At 73.1% G+C, this 728-nt stretch carries 1 protein-coding gene; it reads right to left on the reverse strand.

Annotation, left to right across the window (positions count from 1 at the left end; genetic code table 11):
• The coding region (locus Asi03nite_RS37530; RefSeq protein WP_203685264.1) for a beta-ketoacyl synthase N-terminal-like domain-containing protein at positions 1-728 on the reverse strand (728 nt) is incomplete at both ends.

Here is a 728-nt window from a genome sequence, read left to right on the forward strand (position 1 = left end):
CCGTGCGCCTCCACGACGTCCACCTCGGACGCCGACAGCCGGGCACCGGCCAGCGCGGCACGGATCACCCGCTCCTGCGAGGGCCCGTTCGGCGCGGTCAGGCCATTGCTCGCACCGTCCTGGTTCACCGCGGAACCGCGGACCACGGCCAGCACCCGGTGCCCGTGACGGGCCGCGTCCGACAGCCGTTCCAGCACCAGCACACCGACACCCTCGGCCCAGCCCGTGCCATCAGCCGACGACGAGAACGCCTTGCACCGGCCGTCCGGCGACAACCCCCGCTGCCGGGAGAACTCCACGAACATGCCCGGGGTCGCCATCACGGACACGCCGCCGGCGAGCGCCATCGAGCACTCGCCCTGACGCAGCGACTGCGCGGCCAGATGCAACGCCACCAGCGAGGACGAACACGCGGTGTCGACCGTCACCGCCGGCCCCTCCAACCCGAACGTGTAGGCCAGCCGGCCCGACGCGACGCTGGCGGTGGTACCCGTCAGCAGGTAGCCGTCGTGTCCGCCGGACGACTCGTGCAGGCGGGGTCCGTACTCCTGGGCAGTCGCGCCGACGTACACGCCGGTGCGGGTGCCGCGCAGCGCGGCCGGGTCGATCCCGGCCTGCTCGACGGCCTCCCACGTGGTCTCCAGCAGCAACCGCTGCTGAGGATCCATCGCCGCCGCCTCGCGCGGGCTGATGCCGAAGAACTCGGCGTCGAACCGGTCCGCGTCGTA

Source organism: Actinoplanes siamensis (assembly GCF_016862395.1).
GTDB classification, from domain to species: Bacteria; Actinomycetota; Actinomycetes; order Mycobacteriales; family Micromonosporaceae; genus Actinoplanes; species Actinoplanes siamensis.